Raw genomic sequence first — 24,443 nt, 5'->3', positions numbered from 1 at the left:
CGTATCCATACCCCGTTCCAGTTCACCAAGCAAACCGACTCGTCCAGCCCGTACTTCTACAAGGCGGTAACGACCGGCCAGACCCTGAAGTCCGCGGAATTCAAGTGGTACAAAATCAACGACGCCGGCCAGGAAGTGGAATACTTCAACACCCTGCTGGAAAACGTGAAAGTAGTGAAAGTGCATCCGGTGATGCATGACGTCAAGGATCCTGCTTACGAGAAACATAACCATCTTGAGCAGATCGAGCTGCGTTACGAAAAAATCACCTGGACCTACAAAGACGGCAACATCATTCATTCCGATGCCTGGAATGAGCGCGCCACCGCCTGATTACGCGTCATCTTTCGTGCCGCAGGCGCGTTGGCAGAGTTCGTTCACCCCGGCCACCGCGTGATCTGTGCTCCCGGGGACTGACAAACCTGCCGTCTGCCTGCGACACGAACTCTTTCGCGTAATCCTCGTTTTTAAGCGGAGGGGAATAACCTTTCCGCTGTTTTTGCTGAACGCCGGCCTGTGCGGGCGTTCAGCAAAAAAACTTACAAACTGCCAGCACGACCGTATGCGCTCTGGTCCCCAGCACGGGAAAAGCGATGGGCGGTAGCGTGTCCGGGAACCGACAAAGAGAGACACTTATGGAAAAGTCAGCCATTCTGCTGCGACGTCTGAACCCTTACTGTGCCCGCGCGATGGAAGGGGCTGCTGCGCTCTGCCAGACCCGCGCCCATGCGGAAATTTTTCCAGAGCACTGGCTGCTGAAACTGCTGGAACAGGGCGAAGGGGACCTCTCTGTGCTGGCCCGCCGCTACGAGTGGGACATGGACAGCATCTGGCAGGATTTACTCGGCTGGCTGGACAAGCAGCCGCGTTCGGTACGCCACCGGCCACAGCTCTCGGACAACATCCGGATGCTGATGCAGGACGCCTGGCTGCTGGCTTCACTCGCCGGAGAGCAGAGTATTCGCAGTATTCACCTGCTGATGGTCCTGGTGGAAAAACAGAACCTGATACGTTGTGATGGCCTGTGGCCACTGCTGACGCCCGGTCACAGCCAGCTGGAGCGCCTGCGTCCCCTGCTGGATGCGCAGTCGGATGAACGCCCTGAGCTGCAACTTGACGCTGAACTGGTCCGGGAGCATAGCAGTGAGGCGGAGTTTGTGGGGCATCCTGCGGTGACAGAGTTGAACGCGGGGGAGCTGAGTCCGGCGCAGCAGAACGCGCTGGGAAAATTTACCCTCGATGTCACCGCCAAAGCCAGAGAAGGCAAAATCGATCCGGTGTTCGGCCGTGATACGGAAATACGCCAAATGGTGGATATTCTCTCGCGCCGTCGCAAGAACAATCCGATGCTGGTCGGTGAACCGGGCGTCGGCAAAACGGCACTGGTTGAAGGTCTGGCACTGCGTATTGCAGAAGGTAATGTGCCGGAATCGCTCAAGCCTGTCATCCTGCGCACACTTGACCTCGGTCTGCTGCAGGCCGGTGCAGGCGTGAAAGGTGAGTTCGAACAGCGTCTGAAAAACGTCATTGATGCCGTGCAGCAGTCGCCGGTACCGATTCTGCTGTTTATTGACGAAGCGCACACTATTATCGGGGCCGGTAATCAGGCGGGCGGAGCCGATGCGGCCAACCTTCTGAAACCGGCACTGGCGCGTGGCGAACTGCGGACTATCGCGGCCACGACATGGTCTGAGTACAAACAGTATTTCGAGCGCGATGCCGCACTGGAGCGTCGTTTCCAGATGGTGAAAGTTGACGAGCCGGACGACGATACCGCCTGCCTGATGCTGCGTGGCCTGAAATCGCGCTACGCGGGGCACCACGCTGTGCATATTACTGACGATGCGGTGCGTGCTGCAGTTACCCTCTCCCGCCGTTATCTGACGGGGCGCCAGCTGCCGGATAAGGCCGTCGATTTACTTGATACCGCCGCTGCCCGCGTGCGTATGAGTCTCGATACGGTACCCGAACAACTGACCCGCATCCGCTCGCAGATTACTTCTCTGGAAATGGAGAAACAGGCGCTTCTGGAAGACATCGCTATCGGTAACCAGAGCCATGGCGAGCGCCTGGCCGCCATTGAACAGGAAGAAAATTGCCTTATCGTTGCGCTTGATGAACTGGAAACCCGGTACGGTCAGGAGCTGAAAATTACCGAACAACTGCTGGAAACCCGCCGTGATATCACCCGGCAGGGTGAAACGTACGCGCTGCAACAGGAGCTTAATGGTATGCAGCACAGCAACCCGCTGCTCTCCGTTGATGTGGATGTGCGTACCGTTGCCACTGTGATTGCCGACTGGACCGGTGTGCCGCTGTCTTCCCTGATGAAAGACGAGCAGACTGAACTGCTAACCCTGGAAGATAACATCGGCAAACGCGTGGTCGGTCAGGATGCAGCACTCAATGCCATTGCCCGGCGCCTGCGTGCCGCCAAAACCGGACTGACCCCTGAGAATGGCCCGCAGGGCGTGTTCCTGCTGGCCGGACCGAGCGGTGTCGGTAAAACGGAAACCGCGCTGGCACTGGCAGACGTGCTGTATGGCGGTGAAAAATCGCTGATTACCCTCAGCCTCTCAGAGTATCAGGAACCGCACACGGTTTCCCAGCTGAAAGGTTCCCCGCCGGGCTACGTCGGTTATGGACAGGGCGGTATCCTCACCGAAGCGGTGCGCAAGCGCCCGTACAGCGTGGTGCTGCTCGATGAAGTAGAAAAAGCTCACCGCGACGTGATGAACCTGTTCTATCAGGTGTTTGACCGCGGTTTTATGCGCGATGGCGAAGGGCGCGAAATCGACTTCCGTAACACCGTCATTCTGATGACCTCTAACCTCGGCAGCGACCATATCATGCAGCTGCCAGAGCATCAGCCGCAGGCGACCGAAGGCGACCTTCAGGAACTGCTGCGTCCGATCCTGCGCGACCACTTTCAGCCTGCGCTGTTGGCCCGCTTCCAGACCGTGATCTATCGCCCGCTGACGAAAGCGGCAATGCGCACTATCGTGGAAATGAAGCTGTCACAGGTCAGCCAGCGCCTGAACTGTTACTACGGCCTGACCACGCGGATTGATGAAAAACTGTATGACGTGCTGACCTCTGCCTGCCTGCTGCCGGACACTGGCGCACGCAACGTCGACAGTCTGCTGAATCAGCAGATTCTGCCGGTACTGAGTCAGCAGCTACTGACCTATATGGCGGCAAAGCAGAAACCACGCAGCCTGACTCTGAAATGGGACGAAGAAGAAGGCATCGTGCTGGAGTTTGATGGCGCGCAGAAGACACTGCCGGAGGTAAACGATGATTGAAAGTTTAAACAGCCTGGCGCAAAAAGCGATAAACGCAGCTCCGGGTCTGTCCCGTTACCGGATGGATGTACATGGCTGTTCACAGTCGCTGGATGTGCTGCGGTTTCGTGCCAGGGAAACTCTGAGCCAGCCGTGGCATTATGACGTTACCGTCACCTGTGCGGCGAGTCTTGCCAGCAATGATGTGATGCTGAAACCGGCTTGCTTTACCTTCCGGACTCCGCTTTATAACGGTACGCCAGCGGTGCCGGTGCGCACTGTGTATGGCGTGGTTGATGCATTCCGGCGGATCTCCGCATCAGCGGATGAGATCACCTATTCCCTGCGACTCGTGCCGCGTATTGCCCTGATGCAGCATACCCGGCGATGTGCGGTATACCTCAATCAGTCCGTGCCGGAAGTGGCGGAACAGATACTGCGTTCTCACGGGCTGGAAGGGGCGGATTTTGAATTCCGCTTATCACAGCATTACCCGGTCCGCGAACTTATCACCCAGTGGCGTGAAACAGATCTCGCCTTTATTCAGCGTTTGCTGGCCGAAGTCGGTATTTACTGGCGTTTCGCAATGGACAGCCGCATTGAACAGGATGTGGTGATTTTCCAGGACAGCCAGGTGCAGTATCAGTTTGGCGTGAAACTGCCCATTATTCCGCCGTCACGCACCAGTGATAACGGCCAGCTGAGCGTCTGGGATATTCGGGCCACAGACCGCGTGGTCACCGATAGTGTGGCTACCCGCGACTATAACTACCGCGATGCGCTGGCCCCGCAGGACAGTTCGGTGACGGTTCTCCGGGAGGGAGGGGCAACCACTGGTGAGGTGTATCATTACGCCGAACCCTTCCTGAACGCAGGGGATACTGAAACCCCGGAAGGCGGGGCCTGGTTTGCCCGCCTGCGCCATGAGCGTTACCTCAATATCCGGCAAACCGTTACGGGGCGTGCCAGCAGTCCGGTTCTGGCTCCGGGCGAAGTGCTGGAACCACAGGGCAGTGGCCTTGCGGATTCGCTGAAAAACGGCATTGTCATCACCGGGGTTCACACCTCAGGTGCACGCGATAAGGGCTTCCGGTTGCACTTTACGGGTATTCCTTATAGCGAAACGGTCTGCTACCGCCCCGCGCTGCTGAACCGCCCGGTGATTGCCGGCTCCCTGCCTGCGAGGGTGGAGAGCGATGAGAAGCATGACACCTACGCGTACCTCGACAATCAGGGACGCTACCGCGTCCGGCTTGATTTTGACCGCAGTGAGAGTGAGCAGGGATATGCGTACCTCTGGCTGCGCATGGCGAAACCTTATGCCGGGGACAGCTACGGTTTCCACTCACCACTGCTTGATGGCACTGAAGTCTCGATAATGTTTGAGGGTGGTGACCCGGACCGTCCGTATATTGCCCACGCACAGCATGATTCCGGACATCCCGATCATGTTACCCGCGATAACCACACGCGCAACATCTGGCGCACCGCCGGGGATAATAAATTCCGTCTGGAAGATCAGCGTCAGCAAGAGCATTTCAAGCTGGCGACGCCGTTTGGCAAAACGCAGCTTAACGGCGGCCATGTGGTGGACGCTCAGCGTGAACAGCGCGGTACCGGCTTTGAACTGCGTACCGATGAATATGGGGCGCTGCGTGCCGGGCGGGGGATATTCCTGTCTGCAGATGCGCAGCCAAAAGGTGAAGGACAGATGCTGGATATGGCGCCGGCCGTCAACCGCATTCAACAGGCTAACAGCGAAATGCAGGCGCTGAATAATGCGGCCGAAGCGGCGAAAGCACTGGTCAGTGATATTCAGGCACAGAACAACCTGGTGATGCAGAGCATTGCTGATTTACAGGCCGCAGTCCTGCTGGTATCGGCTCCACAAGGTATCGCCCTTACCTCAGGTGAGCACCTGCAGCTCACCAGTACACAGAATACAATGTTGACAGCAGGTAAGAACATCGACATGGGGGCGATGCAAAACATTTCTATAAGTGCTGAGAATGAGCTGGGGCTGTTCGCACATAAAGCGGGTGCCCGGATGATTGCTAACCTCGGTGACGTGGAAATACATTCCCGGCACAACACACTGGAGGTGAGCGCACAAAAGGCGCTGACCATCACCAGTACTGACGATGAAATCGTTATCAGTACACCGAAAACACTGACAGTCAATGGTGGTGGCTCTTACCTGAAAATCAGCGACAGCGGTATTGAGCATGGTTCGAGAGGTGACCTGACTATGAAGGTGGGGAAATACCTGGTACCGGGCAGTGGCAGTGATTTGCCTGTCTCTTCTCCGGATTTCAACAGTACCGAGATAGCCGAAATTAAACGCGTCATCAGTAAACCACTGAGTAACTGAGGGAACAGATATGTCGGTATTACCTAAATTCAGCTGGCCTGTGCCATCCAGCAATCGCGGCAGCGACTTTGCCAGCCAGCAAGACCTGATGTCGCACCTGGAAGGTGAAGCGACGGGCTGGTACATGGTAGGAAGCAACGGTATGTGGCACGGGGGGATTCATATCACGAGTAGCACCACGCCGTGGTGTGCTCTGAGTGGCAGGGCACTTTCCGAACAACTGGATTTTCCGGTGGCTTACAAAGGCGAGCAGAGCATTCGTTGTATGGCGGACGGAGAAGTGGTGGCGTACCGGATTTGTCGCGATTATCTGACCGTTCCCTGGGAAACGGGCTCTCTGAGTATCTCCGGTTCTTTTGTTCTGGTGCGGCACTTCATTCAGCCGGGCGAGAAAAAAGAAAACGGTCTGCATTTTTATACACTGTATATGCATCTGGCGCCTTACTCCGCTTACGCTTCCAGTGAAAACGAAATGCAGTGGATGGTGAATGATAAGCTGTCTGTATTTAGCCGCGAGTGGATTCCTGATACCAGCGCTGAAAACAGAAACAGATATCGCATAACCACCATCCCGAAAGGTTCACGGATTGAATGGGATGCTTCAGATTCAAGCCTTAGTGCGACCGGGCCTGAAACGCGACGTTATGGCCTGGTCACGTTCATAGGACTGTCTGATAAAGTAAAGGCCAAAGGTACGAAGAGCAGTCTGGTGGAAGGGCAACAATACTGGATCCTGGCGGACAGAGATAATCTTGTCCCGCCATCAGGCGCGGCTGTACGTCCGTCCTGGTGGTCGCATCTGTTGCCGCCTTATGCCGAGCCGATGCAGTTTGATACAGTTGTTTGTCCGGCGCCGTATCCAATCGGTGCAGGTAACAGTGTCGGGCACTTGGGTTATTTTCAGGTACCGAAAGAGGGTGGCTATGATGTCCGTTATCAGGTACACATCGAATGCCTGAGTGCTGATGACAGCCTGCCTGCGTTCCTGAAAAATCCTGAGAAGGCGGGGGAAAGTACGCCACGTTATCTGAAGTGTCCCCCGGGCCTGCCGCTATTCTCGAAAGACTTAAACACAAAGGCAATGGTCAGTGATGGCAGGGTCACCCGTGGCGAGGCAATCCTGAAACTGAGCCAGGTGAAAACAGAACCGGATGCTGATAAACAGGAATACTGGTTTTTGCCGTATGCGAACGGCTACGTGCCGAAAAGTAATACATCGGCTGAGACGCTGTCGCAATACGATCTCGAAAAGCTGGGGTTCACTACAATAGTGGACGAAGCGCTGAGCTTTGATCATCTTGATGGCACAACATCACCCAAAGGGATGGTTCGCAGTATTGTTAATCGTCTTCTTGATGCATCAAGTACTGACACGCGGTTAACCCATCGTGCAGTCCCGTACAATTATCAACGACTTTTGAACCGGATCGACAGTCGTGTCAGCCCCTATTCATCCCGGGAGTATCTGAGCGCTATCCACAACCCGTCTTATCGCGGTGTTACGAATAAGATGATAGTGAAACATCCCAGCGAGTGGTATCACAAAAAGGATACATCTGTCTGGCAATCGTTTTTGAACAAACTGACAAGTGATGCACCAGAGTGGCGGGAATACTGTGAAGCCTATCTTGATAAGATGGTATGGATGCAGGATGCCGGTAAATTAAAACTGGGATCCTCTTTGTGGCATATGCATCCGGTAGCGTTTTTAGGTATGCTGACCGCGGTTAGCGATGGTGTTACATATGAACAGATAAAGAAAATTTTTCCAACAGCTTCTGATTCCGATATAAACACAGTCGTTGAAGAACTACGTGGAAAACTAAAAATATTCAAGCTAGATACCCCAACACGATTAAGTCACTTCTTTTCTCAAATAAGAGGAGAGGTTGGTGAAAGCATGAAAGGAGTAACAGAAAAATTCCAATTTTCACCTGAAGCACTACTTACCTTCAGTAAATACTACAGACAGCATCCCGGTGAGGCTGAAACTGACGGTTACAAGAAAAATTCAGCAGGTAAGATTATTCGCGCAGCTGATGAACAAGCTATTGGGCGTAAACACTATCTTCGGTTGAACGGTAACCGGCAGAGTCATCCTGATGATGGCTATAATTTTAGAGGGAGAGGGCTGATTCAAATTACAGGTTACGAAAAATACCATGGTTTTATGGTCGATTATCCTAATTATTGGAGTAGCGGTACGCCGGATACTGTTAATTATCCCGAAAAAATAAACGAGATGCCATATGCTATCCGAAGTGCTCTTTGGTTTTGGTTGAAATATAAACCGTATAATGCAGATCAAGGCCGGGGTCTCTCTGATGTACCAGATGTTACGCGCGTCGTAAATGGTGCCCACATGGGGCTAAAAGAACGCGAGAATGCTTATAAAATTGGAGAGGATGTATTTAAATGAAAAAATATATATTTGTTTTTATGATGTTTAGCATATCGTATGCTAACGCAAGTGAATGTGCTAAAAATGAAACTTTAATTGCATCATGCTCGTTATCAGGGAAACTGAGCCGCATAGCTACATTTTGCGCAAAACCAAAAAATGGAATGATTAAGTACACGTATAAAAATGGAATGGAAACAGAGTTAGTAGTTGATTTTGATTTTGAAAACAGGCTAAAAAGATGGGTGGATTTAGCAACATATACGACATATTTAGGATTCAGTAGAGGCGAATACTCTTATATCCTAAGTATTCCTGAAGAGAAGCCCGGAGTTGTCGCGCAACTTGATGTGAAAAAAAACAATAAAATTATAAGTTCGAAACAATGTGACTCTAACTCCTTTGGCGATGAAGGGATTAAAATGAATAGTATTGAGGATGTTTCGGATGATGTAGTGAGGGACGGTGGGTTTAAATTCCCATAAGATAATGGTTAATGGGAGTTTTTACTTCCTTTCCTGCTTGCCATGACTTAATGATACGTTGATATTTATATTTTCGATACGATATTTTATTTTTTAATAGATGGAAAAGAAAATCTAACTATCCCAATCCTTCCCGGGGGGAATGACGCTAGTGCAATAGCCCCCGTTTAAATCGGGTACTTCGCCAGTAAGATATAGTCATGGAGCTATGTTTAAGGAGTGTCCAGTGCAAAGAATCGAAGTGATCACTGGCGAGCAAAAGCGCCGTCGTTATACTCCCGAAGAGAAAGCCCGTTTTGTTGCGATCGCCATGCAGCCCGGTTATACCGTCTCACTCGTTGCCTGGCAATATGGTATCACACTCAGTTTTCTTTTTAAGTGGAAACGGCTCATGAACGATGGTGGGAAGTCTGCGATCGCCGCAGGCGACAAGGTAGTCAGCGTCGTCGGGGTCAAAGCACAGGAGAAAAAAGTTCAAACAGCCTGAATAAATGCCGGGCCGCAAAACGATGGAAGCCGAAATCCTTCGGGACGCGTTTGAGATAGCCCGGCAAAAGAGTTGATATCGCGTATGCCATTGCTGCCATCGGACGATCCCCCCTCATCCGAATAGCCGAAGCGTTCTGTGTATCGCGTTCGAATTTGTATGAACGCTATCGTCGCGCGACTGCACACCTCAACCGTGCTTTTGGCGATGAAATCGATGCTATCGTTAACAATACTATTAAAAAAATAATTACATTAATACTTCAAGCCTTATTGAAGGAAAAATAAAATGTCGTCAATGCATGATGTTTCAAAATAAATATCATTATATTTGTAAATTACATTAAATGATTAAGTATCTGGGGTGAACCTGTTGAATATAATTTATTGTAATAACAAAGGGTGCTTAAAAGGCATGCTAAAAAACCAGTGGTTATTAATGGTGTTAATGGTTTGATTATATTGCAGAGTAGTTAAGGACGGGGATTTAATTGCGCGTGAAGTGCTTACTGGCGAAGTGAATGCGATTATAAAAATCATTTGCTGTTTAATGTTAAGTCACTCAAGGAATATTTGCGTTTGTCATTAGGTGAAAAAAATAAAGTCATATTTTATTCAGGAAAATAAATTAACACTACTGATAATTGAGAGTGATATTTTTTTGATCAGGTATATCAATGCAGAAAATAAATCACTCGACGGTAATGTTGTCTTTAGCGACCTGAATATTTACAGCTAACCCATGGTCTGAAAGTAATAAAATTAAAGTGAGTGGAAAATGTTAAAAATAATCCGTAAAGGGGATAAAACGACCCATGGCGGTTCGGTGTTAACCTGTTCCGCCACCATGAAGTTTGGTGGTATTGGCGCTGCTCGTAAAGGGGATAAAGTCTCTTGCCCTGAGCATGGAGAAACCACCATTGTTGAAGGTAACCCTGATTACCTTGATGAAAACGGCCTCCCGGTGGCTTTTGAAGGCCATAAATGTGGCTGCGGTTGTACGCTGATAAGCTCTTTTTCTGCGGCGAAGGTTGGTTGAATATGCCGATTTATCTGGATGAAGTCCCTGAAAATGCCGATGGGGTTTCACGTCCGTCGACAATGCGTTGGATAATTTTTCTGGTTGTCATCCTGCTGGCTGGATTGGTGCTGACCCTGTGGCAATGGACCGGAGATCAGCGTGGGATCTCATTCTGGTTTACGGCGATCGGTCTGCCTTTTTGTCTGTGGGGGGGGCTGTTTGTCTTTCGTCATATCGGGTACCGGCTTGAACTCAAGGGTGAAGCGGGCTGGAACTACGAAAGTGATGACCTGGAAGAAGCCGAAATTTCACGTGGCAGGCGTTTTTCCTGGGTTCTCAATACCTGGGTACAGACCCCGGCCGGTCGGGGTACGGGAAGCCTGAGCGCAGCAATGGCGTTGGGCATTCCGCTCCTGAAAACCACCAAACCGCGAAGTGGCGGAGAGTCTATCAGACACGCCCCGATAACGGATTTTGATGCCGGCCCGGAGGCTGTTGCAAAAGCCATTGAAAAAGCCGCGCTACGTATAAACAAAACACTGAAACGCCTTCCTGAGGAACTACCGTGCTGGCTGGTATTAGAGTGTGATGCAGAGCTTTCGGTAGCGAAAGAGGCAGAACTGCTACAGCTGGTCACAGAGAAATCCGGGAGGGCGCTACGTCAGATACCGGGGCAGGGCATGAATGCTCTGGATTACTGGCTGGATCATCACTGGGCCAAACCGTCCGTACTGGTTATTCTGACGCTCACACTGCGGACTTTACCACAGGAAAATGATGCAGAAGCCATAGCTGCAATAGTGCTGTGTAACCGAAAAAGTCACCACTACCCTGATGCTGTCAGACTACATCGTCCGCAAAAGAGCATCCCCGAAACACTGACGCATAATATGGCGCACGCTCTTCGCTGGGCTGGATTATCCCCCGACGCGATCAACGGTATCTGGATTACTGGTGAAGCTGTTACTGACAGGCCCGGACTGAATCAATCCTGTGAAGATAATAAATTAACACTCAGCCTGACGGGCGATATTAATAATATCGATGCCACGCTCGGGTATGCCGGTCAGGCATCACCATGGATAGCAGTGGCACTGGCCGCGGACAAGGTTTCAGAACCGGGGGGACAGCTGGTTGCAGCACAACCGGATCCCGGAAGTGACGATATCTGGCTGATCTCAATGACGATAGCAGAACGAGAAAAGGACATTATCAGGGATGAGCAACGATAAAAAAGGAAATACTAAAATAAAACCAAAAGCCTTGCCCGGACTCGCTATTCTGGCGCTGATTTTTGTCTCAGCAATCATTATTTTTGCTCTGACAATTGGCAGTAATTTTGTCGACAGAATATTTGGTCTCGGCCCGTATCCCCTTGAGTGGATAGTGACGCTCTGCGCGATCGTCAGTGTCATTCTGTTGGCTCTGCTCTGGAGCCTGGAACAACTATTTTTCATCTCCGGAAGGAAAGGAGCACGGCGGGCATGGGGTCACAACAAAGCGTATTCGGCCTCCCTTCCTGATAGTAACGCCGCAAATACCTTTGTTGACGAAAAAGAGCGTGCAGAGAAAAGCTTTAGTGCCGAAGCCCTGACTGATCACCTGCAGTTACGCTACCGCCGCCGCTGGAAGGCAAAAGTACGTCTGCTGCTGGTACAGGGCAGTGACAGTGATCTCGAAAAAGTAGCCCCGGGCCTTAAGCGCGATCACTGGCAGGAGAGTGACGGAATTGTGCTGATCCATGGTGGGCAGTCGGACAGCGTGCCCGGTGACGAGTTTCTGTCGGCACTGAAAGCCGTTCGCCCGCAGCGTCCACTGGACGGGGTGATACAGGTGATGAATGCCGATACGCTCCCTGATACGGCCAGACAGGACACCCTGCTGCGTGTGCGTCAGAAAACCGATATCCTGCTGGGCTGGCAACTGCCGGTCTGGCTGTGGGTGGTCCTTGAAGGGGCATGGGCAGATGATGGTGACAGGGCTCCGCCGACGGGAGCTCTGTTTGGCCCCGCAGCCACAGCGGATGAACGCCGTACAGCACTGGCGACACTGTCGTCAGAGTTGCAAGGGGCCGGTGTGGCCGCTCTGCTGGAAAACTCGCAGCATCACTGGTTATTAAACCTCTCTGAGGTATTGCGGGGTTGTCTCCGCCAGTCTCTGCTGCCGTTATTCACCATGCTGATGTCCGGTCCGGTACCTTATCGCCTGCATGGCGTGATGTTCAGCCCGGCATTGCCAGGTGCAGCGACTGTCCCCCATGCGCGGCTGTCACCACCGGTCTGGCAGGTACTTGAAACGGACAGCCTGCGGGCGCAGGCCCGTAAAACCGGTGTTCACTGGCAAAAAGTGCTGCGCCTGATGCTGCCGGGGCTGGTCCTGCTCTGGGGGGCCGGCACGTTGCTGTCACTCTCCGTCAACCGTACCCAAATCTGGCTGGCCCGGGATACTGCCCGGATGGCTGCCGATACAAAACAACCCCTGCCGGAGCGGCTGCGTCACCAGCTGGCGCTGCAGCAGACCATTGCCCGTCTGCAGAACCGGGAAGTGTACGGCGCGCCGTGGTACACCCGTTTTGGCCTGAATCAGGACCGCGACACTCTGCAGATGCTCTGGCCGCTGTACGCCCGTAACAACCAGCAGCTGATGCGTGATGTACTGGCAGATGAACTCCGGCGTCAGCTGAATGCCTTTGTTCAGCTGCCACCGGCAAGTGATGCGCGTACCTCCGCCACCCAAAAAACGTATAGCCTGCTGAAAGGGTACCTGATGCTGGCCCGCCCCGATAAAGCCGATGAAAACTGGCTTGCCGGCAACCTGCTGAAAATCTGGCCGAAGCGCCCCGGCGTGCCAGACAGCGTGTGGCGGACTCAGGGACCGAAGCTGCTTGGCTTCTATGCCCGGAATTTACCGGTTCATCCGGCGTGGAAAATTACCACCGACCGTATGCTGGTTGGCACGGTGCGCCAGATTTTGCTTAAACAGATTGGACAGCGTAACGCGGAGTCCGGGCTGTATCAGGAGATGCTCGGGCGTATTGCCCGCAACTGGCCGGATTTAACCCTCGCGGACATGACCGGTGATACGGATGCCTCATCGCTGTTTTTATCAGAAGAAATAGTGCCGGGGATGTTCACCCGTCAGGCCTGGGAGGAGCAGGTGCAGGATGCGATTGATCAGGTGGTAAAAAATCGCCGCGATGAAATCGACTGGGTGCTGACTGACAAAACCCGGCAGCCGGGCAACGATGTGTCACCGGAAGCACTGAAGCAGCGGCTGACAGAGCGCTATTTCACCGACTTTGGTAACGCATGGCTGAATATGGCCAACAGTATCCAGTGGCAGGAAGCCGGATCGCTCTCCGAAGCCATTGCTCAGCTTAACCTGCTGGCGGATATCCGCCAGTCTCCTCTGGTGGCGCTGATGAACACCCTGGCCTGGCAGGGCCAGACGGGGGCCAAAGGTGAAACGCTTGCGGATTCCCTGGTGGAATCGGCGAAGAAACTGGCAGGGCGTCAGAAAAACGCCAGACAGTTTATTCAGCAGGCACAGGGGCCCAAAGGGCCGCTGGACGGCGTGTTTGGTCCGCTTACGGGGCTGATGGCCGGGAAGGACGGTACCGGCTCGAACGGTAATCTCAGCTTCCAGTCCTGGCTGGCACGGGTGACCCAGGTGCGCCTTAAACTGCAGCAGGTGACCAGTGCGCCCGATCCACAGGCCATGGCCTGGATGCTGGCCCAGACCGTTTTCCGTGGGAAAACCATCGATCTGACGGACACCCGTGACTACGGAAGCCTGGCGGCGGCAAGTCTGGGGCAGGAGTGGAACGGCTTTGGTCAGGCACTGTTTGTTCAGCCGCTTGACCTGGCCTGGCGTCAGGTGCTGGCTCCGGCCGCAGGCAGTCTTAATGCCCGCTGGCAGAGCACTATTGTTTCGCAGTGGAACACCGCTTTTGCCGGACGTTATCCGTTCAAGGCCACCGGCAGCGATGCTTCATTGCCATTACTGGCACAGTTCCTGCGAAGTGATTCCGGGCGTATCGCCGCATTTATCAAAAACAACCTCAGCGGCATATTGCATCAGGAGGGCAGTCACTGGGTGGTGGATCCGGCGGCAAGCCAGGGGATGACCGTTAACCCGGCGTTTCTGTCAGCCATTAACCTGCTGGCTGACATTGCCGATATCGTCTTTGCACAGGGCGATGCCGGGGTTCACTTTGAACTGATGGCGCGACCGTCGAGGGATGTGGCGCGAATGCAGCTGACCCTGGATGGACAGAAACTGGATTACTTCAACCAGATGGAAAGCTGGCAGAGTTTCAGCTGGCCTGGCAACAGCTGGTACCCGGGGGTGAATCTGAGCTGGCGATCGACCAGTAGCGAAATGCGCCTGTATGCGAATAACCAGGGAAACTGGGGCTTTATCCGTCTGCTGGATAAGGCGCGTACCACCCCTATCGACAGCAGCCGGACACAGCTGCAGTGGACCACCCCTGAGGGTAATCCGCTGAAATTCATTATGCGCAGCGAGCTCGGTGACGGACCTCTGGCACTGCTCAGATTACAGAGCTTCAGCCTGCCGCAGACTATTTTTTCCGTGGGCACCCCGCGCGGTTTGCTCACCTTTTCCGGAGACGAATAAATGGCAACTGCAGAAACACTCCTTAATCTGTGTCTGCCGGATGCAACCCGGCGTGCTGCACTGCTGGTACAGACCCGGCAAAGGCTTTCCCAGTGGTTGCCGTGGCTGACGACGCTGCCGAACGGTACCGGTGACGACCCGGTCTGTGAAGATGATTTTCAGCTGATGCGCGAGGAAATCAATAAACTGTCAGGCACCGATACAGACGCGCTGTGCCGCCTGGCGGAAAGTATTCTCACCCGGCATGCCCGCGATATCCGGGTGGTGACCTGGTATACCTTTGCCCGTCTGCATCGTGACGGTGATGCCGGTCTGACCGATGGCATCCTGTTACTGGTCGCGATGCTCAGCCAGGCCGGGGTGCACTGTCACCCACAGCGCAGCACCGCCAGACTGGCGGCACTCGACTGGCTGAACAGTGAAAAAGTACGCGATGCATTCTCGCGCTGGCCGGACGCGACGCGGGAAGAAACCGCCTGTACAGCTGCGGCCCTGTGCCTGCTGGAGACCGTTCTGGACTCGTTACCAGAGGCAGGGCGGCCTGCATTTACCGGCCTGCTGAGTATGCTGGAAACCCGGCTGGCTGGTAGCGGCGGGCTGGATACACCGCTGGCAGCCTCCCGGACAGGTGGGGCGGGTGACGACAGTCATACTATCCCGTCATCAGTTAAGGCTGTTCCGGTGGCCGCTGCTGTCAACTCTGAAGTGGAGCTGGTTCGCCAGTTACGCGTACTGTCCGGCTGGGTGGTGGAACAGCCGCAGGGCTGGCTGGCGGCCCACCGGATGATGAAAGCTGCCCGCTGGGACCTGGTGACGCATTTACCGGCACTTGATGCCAGCGGCCGTACACGCCTGCTGCCGCCCAAAGCGGACTACCGCGCCCAGCTGAAACGCCTGTATCTGCAGCAGAGCTGGACTGAGCTGGCGGAGCTGGTGGATGTGATATTCACCGAAGGCGGTAACCGCTTCTGGCTCGATTTGCAGTGGTATCTGTGGCAGGGGCTGAGCCGTGCAGGAAGTCCCGGGGATCAATGGGCAGATTATATTCTGAGCGATCTGCGGTTGTTACTTAAACGTCTGCCGGGCCTGGAAACGCTGGCCTGGAGTGACGGCACACCGCTGGCTGATGAGGCGACGCTCAACTGGATAGCCGGACAGGTTAATGATGAGATGCCCGGGTTCAGCGATCTGCCGGCAGTGGCCAGCGTCCCTCAGACAGATGACATTCTGGCGCTGGAAGCGGAAGCGATGGAGAAAGGTGACCGTGAGGGGCCGGAAACGGCGCTGGGCTGGCTTCAGAGCCGTCCGGGTATGGACTCACCACGAAGCCGCTGGTTACTCCGCTTACTGATGGCCCGGGTCGCAGAACAGTATGGCCGCAACGAGCTTGCCCTGCACCTGCTCGGCGAACTCACTGCCAGTGCGCCGCAACTGACCCTCAGTGACTGGGAGCCAGGATTACTGTTTGATGTACAGGCCCGTCGTCTGCGCTTACTGCGTCTGAAAGCCGGACGCAGTGAAAGCGACAAAGCCCGGCTCACCCCGGAAATGGATGCACTGCTGGCGGGACTGATTGCGATTGATCCGGCCCGGGCGATGGTGCTGTGCGGATAAATCACCGCCAGCCACGGTTTTTCAGTTAACGCCCCCCCTCTTGATGACATCTTTCTTTTGATGATTTTTCCACTCAGGATTTCCGCACATGGATGATTTAACCCTTCGCTACTATGAAGCTGAAATGCGTTACCTGCGCGAAGCAGGTAAAGAGTTTGCCCGCGCCCACCCGGACCGGGCGGCGATGCTTAACCTGGATAAAACCGGAGCCCGCGACCCGTATGTGGAGCGCCTGTTTGAAGGCTTTGCCTTCCTGATGGGGCGGCTGCGTGAAAAACTCGATGATGACCTGCCGGAACTGACTGAAGGGCTGGTGAGTCTGTTGTGGCCGCATTATATGCGCACTATTCCGTCGCTCACCGTAGTGGCCTTTAGCCCGGAGTGGCAGCAGCTGCGCAAAAAGGAAACCCTGGAAGAAGGCTTCCCGGTGCTGTCGCGCCCGATCGGGCCGGAGAAAACAGTTTGTCAGTACCGTACTACCCGTGAGGTAGCGCTGCAGCCCCTGCAGCTGGCAGATGCCCGTCTGCAGACCGAACCGGATGGCAGAGCCGCTATTCGTCTGTGTTTCGAATGTCCGGATAAAGTGGACTGGTCAAAAGCCGGTATCGATAAGGTCATTATTTACCTTGATGCTGACAGTCCGGTGGCTCCGGCGTTGCACCTGGCGATGACCCGACAGGTTCACGCCATGTACGTCCGTCACAGCAGAACCGGTACCGCAAGGGTGGCCTTTGACGGCTGGTGTAAACCGATGGGCTTTGACGATACCGACCGCCTGTGGCCGAAAGGCGATTCAGCGTTCAGCGGCTACCAGCTGCTGCTGGAGTATTTCAGCTTCCGCGAAAAATTCATGTTTGTAGAGCTGCGGGGGCTTGAACTGACCGGCCTCAGTGCCAGAAATACCTGGTTTGAGATCGATATCGTGCTGAATGGTAGCTGGCCGTCGGATCTGCCGTTTGACACCGAAAGCTTCCGTCTGCACTGCGCCCCGGTGATTAATCTGTTCTCCCTGGAGGCTGATCCGCTGACACCAGACCCGCTACAGAGCGAATACCTGCTGCGTCCGCTGCGTGTTCAGGACGGGCATACGGAAATCTACAGCGTGGATGATATTCACGGGGCGGTGAAAAACGGCAAGCATCCGTATGTACCATTCACCAGCTTCCGTCACCGTGGTGGCATGATGCGCTTTGATGCGCCGGAACGTTACTTCCACACCCGCGTGAAGCGCGGTCCTTCGGGACTGTATGACACCTGGCTTATCCTTGGCGGAAAGTCCTTCGAGCTTGAGCAGTTGTCTCACACTCCGGAGTCGCTTTCGATCCGTATTACCGCGACCAACGGCCAGCTGCCGAGGCGCTCACTGGAAAGCACCCTGCTGGACCGGGTGGTGAAAGCCGGCAAAGTACCGGTAAAAGTCCTGAATCTGAAAGTGCCTACGCTGCCACTTTATCCACCGGCCAGTGACCGCTTCCACTGGCGGGTCATGAGCCATCTGGGCTCCAGTTTCCTGAGCATGATGGATAACCCGGAGGTACTGCGCGGAACACTGGCGCTGTATGACTGGACCGGTGATGAGATGAACCGCCGCCGTCTGGAGGCGATTGTGGCGGTGAAACATACCCTTATTCGTCGCTTTGAAAAGGGCTTTATGTTGCGCGGGGTCGACATCGAAATCACCCTCGATGCTGACAATTTTGCCGGGGAAGGGGATGTCACCCTGTTTGGTGAGATGTTGCACCGCTTCTTTGCTCTCTATGCCGACGTCCACCTTTTTAATCAGCTGACACTGGTACTGCAACCAACAGGGAAACGACTGCGATGGAAAGAGAATCACAGCCAGCACATTCCGGGCTGACAGAGGCACTGCGTAACAACATCTGGCGGGTTAATTTCTACCGCTTATGCCAGTTGCTGGAGCAGGAAAACCCGGAGGCTCCTCCGCTTGGCAGTACCGACAAAATCAGTACTGACCCGGTGCGCTTCCGTCCCTGGCCGGGGATGGGCTTCCCGGTCAGTGAGCTTAAAGTTATTGAAACTGATGAGGATCAGCCCGGCCAGGTACCGACGGTGCGCACCACTTTCCTCGGCATGTACGGTGTGGATTCGCCGCTGCCGACCGCACTGCTGGATGATATCGCCCAGCGTCGTGAGGGGTATCAGGCGACTTCCGCGTTTCTGGATATCTTCAGCCACCGTATTCTGACCCAGTATTACCGTATCTGGCGTAAATATGCCTATCCGGTGACCTTTGACGTTGGTGGCGAAGATGACATCTCCCGATGTCTGCTGGGACTGGTAGGGCTCGGTATTCCGGGTACCGCAGAACAGGTGGCGACACCGTGCTCTCGTTTTCTGGCGCTGCTTGGCACCCTGCGCCTGCCAACCCGCAACGCCGAAGGTATCCGCCAGCTGGTGACTCTGCTGGCCCCGCACACCCGGGCCACGGTTATCCGTCCGGACCCGGTGAAAGTCTCCATAGAGAGTCGCAGCGGACTCGGTAAAGCCAGTCGCGTGTCTCTGTCACAGCGTGCCACCCTCGGCAGGACCGGGAAAGAGGCCTGCAGCCGTATTCTGCTGATGCTGGCGACCGATAACCGACAGGAAGCACAGGGCTGGTTGCCCGGCGGGCAGATACATACCGACCTGATGGTGCTGCTGCGGGTATATATGGGTTACCGCGCCGATGTACGCCTTCGTCTCACGGTGCCGGTTAGCTGCCTGCCTGAACCCCGGCTGGGTAAGACAAACCGGGTGCAGCTGGGACGTACCGGCGTGCTGGGCCTCAACCCTGATAATCCGGCGGAACGCAGCCACCTGACGGTCAGCACGGGTACCTATGCAGGGCTGACCTGCAGTGCGCTTTCGCCGGCACAGCCCGCCGGCTATCGGTTTGGCTGATAACTCAATACCCGCCCCCTGACAATCCTGTTGTGACGTCTGAAAGGAACCTGAAATGACATTCACTTCCCTGCAATCTGGCGCATCTCTGATGTTGCTCACTGTTCTGCTGACGGGCTGCGGCCTGACTCAGTCGGTAACGGATGGCACCGTCAGTATCACCAAGGCCATCTTCTGCAAAAAAATAAAGGTACTGCACCTCGACTTTGAACCACGTGCTGCCGCCAATGCCGATGAAAGTCAGACACCGCTCGCGACTATGGTGCAGGTCTGGCAGCTCAAAGACCGGCAGCAGGTGGATGCCGCGGATTATCAGAAACTACTGCGCGATGCGAACACCAGCCTGAAAGAGGATATTGTGGCCAGTAAGTCACTGCTGGTGATGCCCAAAGGCAGCATCATCCTCAATATGCCGCTGGAGCAGGCCGCAAAATTCGTCGCAGTGGTCGGGCTATTCAATCGTCCGGACCTCGATAACAACACCTGGAAGCTGGTGCTGAGCCGCGCTGATCTCGACCCGGATAAGCCGCGTACTATCCAGCTCAACAGCACCGGACTGACTCTGGTGCCGCTAAAGGAGTAAGCATATGGACACCCCGCAGGATAACGGGCCGACCCGATATACGCTTGAGATTAATGACAGCCTGCTGAAACCCGATGTGCTGAACTTTCACGGGCGGGAAGCACTGAGCGAACCGTTCGAATGGCGGATTGAGTTCACCACGCTACAGCTCGCTATCAGTCGTCAGGATACGATGCTGAAATATGCCACCCTCCGTATGCACAGCGGCAGGGTGGTTCAGGGCATCATCACCGGTTTTGAATACCTGAAAGAGACGGCAGATCAGAGCCATTTTGCCGTGACAATCTCGTCGCGTCTGTCTTTGCTGGCTTATTCCCGCCGCTGTGCTGTCTGGCAGAATGTCGCGGTGCCGGAACTGGTGGAGCAGATACTGCGCAGCCACGGGCTGGAAGCGTCAGATTTTGAGTTCCGCCTGGAACGCGTTTACCCGGTCCGTGAGCTTATCACCCAGTGGCGTGAAACGGACCTGCAGTTTATTCAGCGCATTCTGGCTGAAGACGGCATCTGGTTTCGCACAGGCGTCAACCTCACCACCGGGCTGGATACGGTGACCTTTGCCGATAGCCAGCGACAGTATCAGTTTGGTGTGCAGCTGCCGTACCGTGATCCCTCCGCACTGTATGACGGCGCGGTTGAAGCGGTGTGGGGTGCACGGGTGTGGCATCACACCGTCACCGGCAGCGTTACCACCCGGGATTACAATTATCGCACCGCCGGCACACCAATGGAGACGACTGCAGACGTCAGAACCGGGGTTGCCACCACTGGCGAACACTACCGCTACCTGGTGCCTTACCGCGAAGCCGGTGATAACACCACTTCTGAACCGGAAACCGAAAGCGGCGCCTGTTATGCCCGGATACACCATGAATATGCGCTGAATAACGCTATTCGTCTGCACCTGTTCAGCAACGCCAGCCACCTGACGCCGGGCATGGTACTGGACACCGGGAACACTGAGGTGCCGGAGCTGAAAGAGGGAATGGTGATTACGCTTGCCACCTTCCGCGCGGCTCGTGACACCCGTCTGCAGGTCTCCGTGTGGGGCATGCCCTGCAGCGAGCAGTTTTGCTTCAGACCACAGCCAGTGCCGCGCCCGCTGATCGCCGGGACGCTGACCGCCCGCGTCGAAAGCGATGAGAAAAATGCCCTGTATGCCCATCTGGATGAACAGGGGCGCTACCGGGTGAGGCTGGACTTCAGCCGTGAAGATGCCGGCCCCGGCTATAACTACTTGTGGATACGCCAGGCGAAACCCTATGCCGGAGAAACGTATGGCTGGCACACACCGCTGATTGGCGGTACCGAAGTGGGGATTGCCTTTGACGGCGGTGACCCGGATCGCCCGTATATCGCTTATGCGCTCCATGACTCTGAACATCCGGATGTGGTGACCCGCAATAACCGCAGCCAGAACATTCTGCGCACCGCAGGGGATAACGAGCTGCGAATGGAGGACCAGCGGCAGGCAGAGCATATTACGCTCAGCACGCCGTTCGGCGCCACCGCGCTGAACCAGGGCCATATCGTGGATACACAGAATCAACCGCGCGGCATCGGGTTTGAGCTGCGCACCGATGAGTACGGAGTCATCCGGGTGGCGAAGGGACTATTGGTGACAGTCGCAGGCCAGGCCAAAGCCGAAGGCGATGTGCTGAGCATGGAGGAAGCCCTGCGAGAAATTGATATGGGGCGTCAACGGCTGGCCCTGCTGGCGGATGCGGAACGGCAGGCGCTGGCGCTGGAAGCGGATTTAGCCAGCCAGATAGCGATGTTCAATGAGCGACTAAAACCTCTGAATGAAGTGATTCATTTCACGGCACCTGAGGGCATAGCGGTTAGCAGCGGTGAACACCTGCAACTCGCCGCGACGGATAATATCGGCATCAATACTGGCGGGGATATAAGTACCGGTTCGCGGGATAATACGGCGTTGCTGGCAGAGCAGGCTCTCGGATTTTTTTCACGGAACGGTAAGCTGAGCCTTATCTCCGGCCAGGGACCGGTACAGATTCAGGCACAGAATGGTGCTTTGCAGATGAGTGCAGCACAGAAATTAAGTATCAGTAGTATGGGCGACATGCTGTTCGCCGGAAAGAAGAAGGTAACGCTGATTGGCGGTGGCAGCTACGTGAAGATTGAAGCGTGGGGGATAGAGTACGGGACGCTACATACCTTCACCCGCAATATAAGACGCACGCTGAAACTTCGTTCAGCAGATCAGACCCCGGATTTACCATGGCTTGCCGGGCCGGTAAGAAATCCGGCTGATGCACTGATGCAGTACCTTTACCATGATGACGCGCCGGTGGTCGGTGCGCCGTTTACCGCAACCCTGGCGGACGGTTCAGTACGTACCGGCAATCTTGATGGCGCTGGTTACCTGCACCTTGATGATGTACCTGAGGGGCCGGTCAGGGTTGAATTGGGGGCAGACAGCCGTAGCTTTTCCCGTAAGCTACCTGAGGATAACCCGCGTTACCAGCTTCAGGCGATAAATACTGCTCAGGCCGGAGACCTGATTACCCGTTACACAGGGAGTGAATTATGAGTGATATCAGCACCACCGCCTGGTTTAAACAGACCAGTCTGGAAACCAGTCAGTGGATTTGGGGCACCCTGCAGGGAGCATTTAATGAAAAGCAGACTATCGGGCAGATTATTACCGATGCCGCGATAGGTATGGTTCCCCTGGTGGGGGATATCACTGCGGTGCGTGATTTACTGGCAGTATCGATTGGCTTAATCAATGAACCTAAAAAGCGGGAAAGCACCACTGAATGGGTGTTTCTGGTGATTCTGCTGTTTGCACTGATCCCGGTGATTGGCGGTGTTATTAAAGGCGTCGGACGTCTGTGCCTGCGGGTCACAACAAAGGCGTCGGAAAATGTGGAAACGCTCAGTGATGTGGTCAGGTTTCTGAATCGTGTCGGTGAAGGAGATGCACCGAAATGGCTGAAGGCACTGGATCTCCAGTCTCACCAGACTGTGCTGCTGGATAAATTTGGTGTGTTCTGTAACACCATGATAACGGTAACCCATACAATCCTCGGTTCGGCACTGGGACGAGCCTTACCGGATAAATGGTCCGTGCAGCTTCGCTCGCTGGCAAAAGGTTTTGTCATTCTGCGGGATATGGGTGGACGGATGATCCCGCCGGCGCTGCAGGAACTGAATACAAAGCTGAGAGTGCTGCAGGCAATGGTCTATAAAGGTGACATTCTGGAGCTAGGAAAGAGCTCCGGACGAGCTGCTGTTTACCGTGAAGCGGAGGCGTACCTTATCGAGCGTCCTTTAAGGGAAGCGCCGAAAAAGGGGACCCGTTACCCGAGTCTTCATGCTGAGAAATGGCATAAAAACCGACTGCTGCAAAAATATTCAAAGTCCGGATATCCGGACTTACTTGCAAGGGAACCTGAGAATAGTCCGGCATTTGGTAAATCATGGGTATATACCAATATCGCTTCTTTCAGTGGAGAGATAACCGCCAAAAGCGCCAGAGAAATGGCGGGTAGTACAATTTTTCGCGCTTTCGGCAATGAGACTGCGCTGGCGACAACGCCCGGAGGCTCCCGTGCTGCCGGGGGATTCTGGGGTTACCGGAAAGTCCCGGGCAGTGCAAAGGAGTGGCGGCAGCTGTCAGCGGTGCTGGATGAGTGGAACGGTAATGGTTTTCTGGTGGTGCTGTATCTGCCGGAAGATCTGGCGACCCGGATGCCGGGCAGCACAGCCTGGCACGGTAAGATTGCAGAACAGTTCGGGAGTGATATTCCCGCTCAATATCTTCAGGGGGGCGGTGAACAGGTAATTATCAACCTGGATGAAATGCTGAAAACAGAGCTTAACCGTATCGGTGAGCAGGTCAAAGCGACCGGACTACCGGTCAGCACTGATATTAATGGCGTAAAAGCGGAGTTTTATCCGACAGACTGGAAAGAGGCGGAAGGTGTACACGGTTACAGCAAACCTGAGGGGATAGCGCCGCCTTATGCCACATATACGCGAAAACTGCATGACGATGAGCTGCGCAGTAAAGCGAATGGCCGAATAATGATTAATGCCGCCCGTGCGGAACATCAGACAGCCACAGGACGTGAACTATGATGAGCATCAAAAAAACCAAATACCCGATGAGTGATGAANAGTCTGTGGCAGCGCAAGCGGGATGCCTGGGCGTGTTTTACTGAAAAATATGAACAGGCGCTGAAAACCTGGCCGGAGGAGATTACAAAGGGTTTCCACCCGAAGAGTATTATCAGGGCATATGAAGCATTACGCCTTTACGATAAAGGACTGCCGGAACTGGCAGCGGGTAACCGGCAGGTATGGCAGATTGATACAGGAGAATTTGATCAGCTTTTTCGTCCTGTTAATTTAGTTAATTCATTTTTTTATTTACCTTGCCATGAACGGGGTGGGCAAGAGATAGCTTATCCGCCAGAGATAGAAACATTAAATAAATTAAAGGTTTCTGCAGAATATTGGGGTGATAATCTGCTATATCCGCCGCATAATAATGTCTGTAACTTTTTTGATGCTGAATATTTGTTAGAGCCTGATAATTACTGCTACAACCTGAAAACGCTGATTTATCCGGTCTTTCCTGAACACCTTCCGCCCGTGCCGGAGCGCAGCGATATTATTATAAAAACCGACGAT

At 54.4% G+C, this 24,443-nt stretch carries 15 protein-coding genes; all 15 read left to right on the top strand.

Annotated elements, in window-relative coordinates; translation table 11 throughout:
- The coding region (gene tssD, locus JK198_RS15975) for a type VI secretion system tube protein TssD (protein ID WP_212710809.1) at positions 1 to 333 on the top strand (333 nt) is incomplete at its 5' end.
- A 302-nt stretch (positions 334 to 635) separates the two neighbouring features.
- Entirely contained in the window at positions 636 to 3,305 is a 2,670-nt protein-coding gene (gene tssH / locus JK198_RS15970) for a type VI secretion system ATPase TssH (RefSeq protein ID WP_212708901.1), read from the top strand.
- Positions 3,298 to 5,655, top strand: coding sequence for a type VI secretion system Vgr family protein (gene vgrG / locus JK198_RS15965; protein WP_212708900.1), 2,358 nt, complete (start codon positions 3,298 to 3,300; stop codon positions 5,653 to 5,655). The genes tssH and vgrG (JK198_RS15965) overlap by 8 nt, the downstream gene beginning before the upstream one ends.
- Positions 5,656 to 5,665: 10 nt before the next feature.
- Complete coding sequence (locus JK198_RS15960; RefSeq protein ID WP_212710808.1) at positions 5,666 to 8,074, top strand: hypothetical protein; 2,409 nt, start codon at positions 5,666 to 5,668, stop codon at positions 8,072 to 8,074.
- Positions 8,071 to 8,541 (top strand): hypothetical protein, encoded by a 471-nt coding sequence (locus JK198_RS15955; RefSeq protein ID WP_212708898.1) that lies wholly within the window; start codon positions 8,071 to 8,073, stop codon positions 8,539 to 8,541. The genes JK198_RS15960 and JK198_RS15955 overlap by 4 nt, the downstream gene beginning before the upstream one ends.
- 226 nt (positions 8,542 to 8,767) lie before the next feature.
- A complete protein-coding gene (locus JK198_RS16965) occupies positions 8,768 to 9,028 on the top strand; it encodes a transposase (protein ID WP_212708897.1) in 261 nt (86 codons plus the stop codon).
- A 777-nt stretch (positions 9,029 to 9,805) separates the two neighbouring features.
- A complete protein-coding gene (locus tag JK198_RS15945; RefSeq protein ID WP_212710807.1) occupies positions 9,806 to 10,066 on the top strand; it encodes a PAAR domain-containing protein in 261 nt (86 codons plus the stop codon).
- A 2-nt stretch (positions 10,067 to 10,068) separates the two neighbouring features.
- The gene (locus tag JK198_RS15940) at positions 10,069 to 11,280 is read left to right on the top strand and encodes a hypothetical protein (protein WP_212708895.1); all 1,212 of its coding nucleotides are present in this window, start codon (positions 10,069 to 10,071) and stop codon (positions 11,278 to 11,280) included.
- Positions 11,267 to 14,686, top strand: coding sequence for an ImcF-related family protein (locus tag JK198_RS15935; protein WP_212710806.1), 3,420 nt, complete (start codon positions 11,267 to 11,269; stop codon positions 14,684 to 14,686). Before JK198_RS15940 ends, JK198_RS15935 begins: the two co-directional genes overlap by 14 nt.
- Positions 14,687 to 16,300, top strand: coding sequence for a type VI secretion system protein TssA (gene tssA / locus JK198_RS15930; RefSeq protein ID WP_212710805.1), 1,614 nt, complete (start codon positions 14,687 to 14,689; stop codon positions 16,298 to 16,300). It abuts the gene before it with no gap.
- A gap of 88 nt (positions 16,301 to 16,388) precedes the next feature.
- A complete protein-coding gene (gene tssF / locus JK198_RS15925) occupies positions 16,389 to 18,158 on the top strand; it encodes a type VI secretion system baseplate subunit TssF (protein WP_212710804.1) in 1,770 nt (589 codons plus the stop codon).
- On the top strand, positions 18,122 to 19,201 hold the full coding sequence (tssG, locus tag JK198_RS15920) for a type VI secretion system baseplate subunit TssG (RefSeq protein WP_212710803.1): 1,080 nt from the start codon (positions 18,122 to 18,124) through the stop codon (positions 19,199 to 19,201). Before tssF ends, tssG begins: the two co-directional genes overlap by 37 nt.
- A 55-nt stretch (positions 19,202 to 19,256) precedes the next feature.
- Entirely contained in the window at positions 19,257 to 19,784 is a 528-nt protein-coding gene (tssJ, locus tag JK198_RS15915; protein WP_212710802.1) for a type VI secretion system lipoprotein TssJ, read from the top strand.
- Between the two features lie 4 nt (positions 19,785 to 19,788).
- Complete coding sequence (vgrG, locus tag JK198_RS15910; protein ID WP_212710801.1) at positions 19,789 to 22,335, top strand: type VI secretion system Vgr family protein; 2,547 nt, start codon at positions 19,789 to 19,791, stop codon at positions 22,333 to 22,335.
- The gene (locus JK198_RS15905) at positions 22,332 to 23,888 is read left to right on the top strand and encodes a hypothetical protein (RefSeq protein ID WP_212710800.1); all 1,557 of its coding nucleotides are present in this window, start codon (positions 22,332 to 22,334) and stop codon (positions 23,886 to 23,888) included. Before vgrG (JK198_RS15910) ends, JK198_RS15905 begins: the two co-directional genes overlap by 4 nt.
- Positions 23,889 to 24,443 lie beyond the last annotated feature (555 nt).

This window comes from Tatumella sp. JGM91 (assembly GCF_018257575.1).
Classification (GTDB): Bacteria; Pseudomonadota; Gammaproteobacteria; order Enterobacterales; family Enterobacteriaceae; genus Tatumella; species Tatumella punctata.
This window is presented reverse-complemented; position numbering and strand designations above follow the sequence as displayed.

Coding starts and splice junctions, on each gene's coding strand:
- tssH (WP_212708901.1), top strand. CDS start 636: ATGGAAAAGTCAGCCATTCTGCTGCGACGTCTGAACCCTTACTGTGCC.
- vgrG (WP_212708900.1), top strand. CDS start 3,298: ATGATTGAAAGTTTAAACAGCCTGGCGCAAAAAGCGATAAACGCAGCT.
- JK198_RS15960 (WP_212710808.1), top strand. CDS start 5,666: ATGTCGGTATTACCTAAATTCAGCTGGCCTGTGCCATCCAGCAATCGC.
- JK198_RS15955 (WP_212708898.1), top strand. CDS start 8,071: ATGAAAAAATATATATTTGTTTTTATGATGTTTAGCATATCGTATGCT.
- JK198_RS15945 (WP_212710807.1), top strand. CDS start 9,806: ATGTTAAAAATAATCCGTAAAGGGGATAAAACGACCCATGGCGGTTCG.
- JK198_RS15940 (WP_212708895.1), top strand. CDS start 10,069: ATGCCGATTTATCTGGATGAAGTCCCTGAAAATGCCGATGGGGTTTCA.
- JK198_RS15935 (WP_212710806.1), top strand. CDS start 11,267: ATGAGCAACGATAAAAAAGGAAATACTAAAATAAAACCAAAAGCCTTG.
- tssA (WP_212710805.1), top strand. CDS start 14,687: ATGGCAACTGCAGAAACACTCCTTAATCTGTGTCTGCCGGATGCAACC.
- tssF (WP_212710804.1), top strand. CDS start 16,389: ATGGATGATTTAACCCTTCGCTACTATGAAGCTGAAATGCGTTACCTG.
- tssG (WP_212710803.1), top strand. CDS start 18,122: ATGGAAAGAGAATCACAGCCAGCACATTCCGGGCTGACAGAGGCACTG.
- tssJ (WP_212710802.1), top strand. CDS start 19,257: ATGACATTCACTTCCCTGCAATCTGGCGCATCTCTGATGTTGCTCACT.
- vgrG (WP_212710801.1), top strand. CDS start 19,789: ATGGACACCCCGCAGGATAACGGGCCGACCCGATATACGCTTGAGATT.
- JK198_RS15905 (WP_212710800.1), top strand. CDS start 22,332: ATGAGTGATATCAGCACCACCGCCTGGTTTAAACAGACCAGTCTGGAA.